The organism is Oribacterium sp. (assembly GCF_057249185.1).
Genome location: NZ_DBHIGR010000212.1, coordinates 1 through 3,139 on the forward strand (window position 1 = coordinate 1; position 3,139 = coordinate 3,139).

Consider the following 3,139-nt stretch of genomic DNA (forward strand, 5'->3'; position numbering starts at 1 on the left):
TGCATTTTACTCTTATACTTTTCTCCCTTTGGAGAGAATAAAGCCATCTTATTTTTACTTTCTGATATTGTTCTATTAATCTGACTTCCTGTAACAAATCCGGTATTTTTATTATTTTGAAGCTTAGGAAGAGCTTCTTCCTTCGTCACCTGATAAAAAGGATATTTCTCATCCAGCAGGTAGAAATGATCTTTCCAAGCCTCCAAATATTTCCTAACTACTGAAGGAAATTTACCTCTTTTCCATAGTGTCTTCCACGTTTCCATGAGGGCATCATTATATTCCTCTTCGTCATCCTCGGAAACAGCCTCCTTTTGTCGGAATTTCTCGTCAATTTCTAAAAACTCATAGGCTTCTCCATCAGCATTTACCCGGGAGAACACGGTATGCAGTACCGCTAATAGGAATCGCAGCATTGCAAAATCCTGCGTCGCCATCTCCCCTGCCAAGCACCGATACTTTTCCGCATTTTCAAAAAGGGTAATGAGGGATACTTCTTTCATTTCCCCTTCTTCCAAAACTCGAATCCAGTTTTCTTCTAACAAATTAAATCGGCTCAAGCTTTACACCTCCTTCTTATGCCACTGCAAGCCAAATTTTTCATCGTAATGTAAAACAATATTTTTTAAGGGAAAGTCATTGTTCTCATCAAATATCAACCCTAAGCTTCCCTTTAGCCACGCTTCGTTCTGCCAATCAGCAAGTTCTCGTCTGTTATAATCTTCTAAATAATGAATAAGATCCTCTTCCTTTTCTATGTGGATGATACTTTCTCCAAGTCTTAAAGTCTGACAAGCCAGCTTTCTTGCAATTGACGCTTTAGAAAGCTCTTCTGAAATGTCCTTCTTCTCTTGAAAAAGTCCATATCCCACTCCATATTTTTTTACCGCTATCACTTCTATGGAAGAACCAATATCTCGAACCTTTGCCTGAAATAGCTCCTCTGAATCAATAGGCAAATCATTATCCAATAATCCGTCTAAACTAATGTCATCTGAACACTCCAATTTAGGCTTATCTAAGCGAAATCCTTTTGCTTTCATTTTTTGCTTCTTTAAGACTGCTTCTTGTTTCTCTTTACTCTCTTCATATTTCGTCAGTAACTCAGGGGCTAAACTGGGATCCTTGTCTCCATATACTTCCTGCACAAGGGGAGAAATATCCTTTGGGATAGAGATACTATTTCCTAAAGCACATTGAGTTTTGATAAGTAAATAATCCCCATATACCCTTTTTGCTCCAGTTTCAAAGTCTAAATTCTCACTCGTTCCCATAAGATAGAGTTTCGCTTCACTATGTTCCTTAGGCCTTTCTATCTTATGCCTATGAAGTCGACCTATTCTTTGGATTAACAGATCCACAGGACATAAATCACTAATCATTAAATCAAAATCAATGTCTAGGGACTGCTCTATCACCTGGGTTCCCACTACGATAAAACGCTTAGGTCTCTCTGCATTTTTCCCGATTTTTTTGAGTAATTCCTCTTCTTTTTTTATACGATCCGTGTCGATAAATCGAGAATGTAAAAGATGGACTTCTTCTTCCGGAAAAGCTTCTAATAAATCTTTTGTGATTCTCTGCGCCCTCCCAACCGTATTTACAATAATTCCTATGACCGCTCCATTCTTACCAAGACTCTTTACGGTATCTACTAAATTCTCTTCGTCCAGCTGATAAAGCGTAACCTTTTTTTCTTTCTCTTCTTGAAAGTCTGAAAAAGATTCAACCTCACTTCCTTTGCTAAAGGTAAGTAAGGGATAGCTTTCTGTCTTAAGGAAATCAAAATTTCCTATATCCTTCTCTTTGATCCCTCTACCTTTCAAGTAATACTTCATCAGGTCTTTTCTTCGTTCTATAGGTAAGGTCGCGGATAAGATAATGGTTGGCACTTTATAGGCTCCAAGCCATTGTAAAACCATGTAGAGGTACTGCCCCATATAGGCATCGTAGGCGTGCACTTCATCAATGATGACAACCTTTTTACTAAATCCCAAATGCCGAAGCATAAGATGTTTTTGTTTTAAAGCCATAAGGAGTAAATGATCTACAGTTCCTACTATAAAATCATCCAGCATGGCCTTCTTTCTCCCGGAAAACCATTCATTCACATACACATACTTCGTTTTTTCTCCGTCCAGATCTATTCCCTCGCTACAGTTTCTGGACAATGTTTGAAACTCTTCATTTAAAGCTGCCTTTCCATGAGATAGGCGAAGAGATAATTTCTCTTGATTTTCTTGCCCAAGGGAATCTACCCAGGACTCCACTCTCGGAAAAATGCCGTTGGAACTGGCTTGGGTAGGCAAGCCAAAGAAAACTCCGGCACATTGCTGCTTTCCCGCCAATTGTTCCGCAGTCATTAAAGCCGCCTCCGTTTTTCCGCAGCCCATGGGCGCCTCAAGAATCACTAAGCCGATGTCCTCAGCCCCGGCAATCTCTGTAAAAACTTTTTCTTGAAAATCTCTAGGCATAAAGTGAAAGGAATTCTGATAAGCCTGTTTTGCATCAAAAAGCTGCGTCGCTTCCCATGTTTGATTCTGCGTCCATTTTAGCCAGGCCGATTCCACCCTCTCACTTATTTGTGTATCTTCTTTCTTCCTATCTTCTTGATTTACTGTAGCATCATCCAACTCATGATCAACTTCATTCTGTAAAGAAAATAAAGGAAAATATTCCTCATTACTGGCTATCCAATCCGCCATGATTAAAAGTCCGGAAAGTAAGAGTTGCGTCGGTTTGGGACATCTAGGAAGATCCTCTACATTTTTATAACCGCAGCTCTCTAATGCCCAGAAAAGTAGCTCCTCTTGTGTCGCTTTCCATTTTTTGCATATTGGAGAATCTTCTTTTTCTTCCTGATAAAAGTTGGCAGTATAAGCTTCAACAAAGGACGTAAGACTATAGTTTTCCTTCATAGGAACTCCATGATGGGCTCCTATGATAGAGGCAATTCCTCTGTTGATACCCGCTAAACGGCAAATCACTTCTCCTGCATAGGCATGGGGAGTTTTTCCTCGATCTGTTAGCTCTAAGTCTTTGATTCCGGAAAAACCTTCCCGTTCCAGTTTCTCCATCAAAAGCAGGTCTAAGTCCTCAGAAATTTGAAATCCTCTTTGAATCTGAAAGGCAGGGGTAG

2 protein-coding genes are annotated in these 3,139 nt (G+C 39.7%); both read right to left on the reverse strand.

Annotated elements, in window-relative coordinates:
• Positions 1 to 560, reverse strand: a 560-nt coding sequence (locus ACO4PX_RS09525) for a type I-E CRISPR-associated protein Cse1/CasA (protein WP_485572435.1), incomplete at its 3' end; no start/stop codon positions are given.
• A gap of 3 nt (positions 561 to 563) precedes the next feature.
• Positions 564 to 3,139 (reverse strand): CRISPR-associated helicase Cas3' (gene cas3 / locus ACO4PX_RS09530; protein ID WP_485572437.1); only part of this gene is annotated, 2,576 nt, incomplete at its 5' end.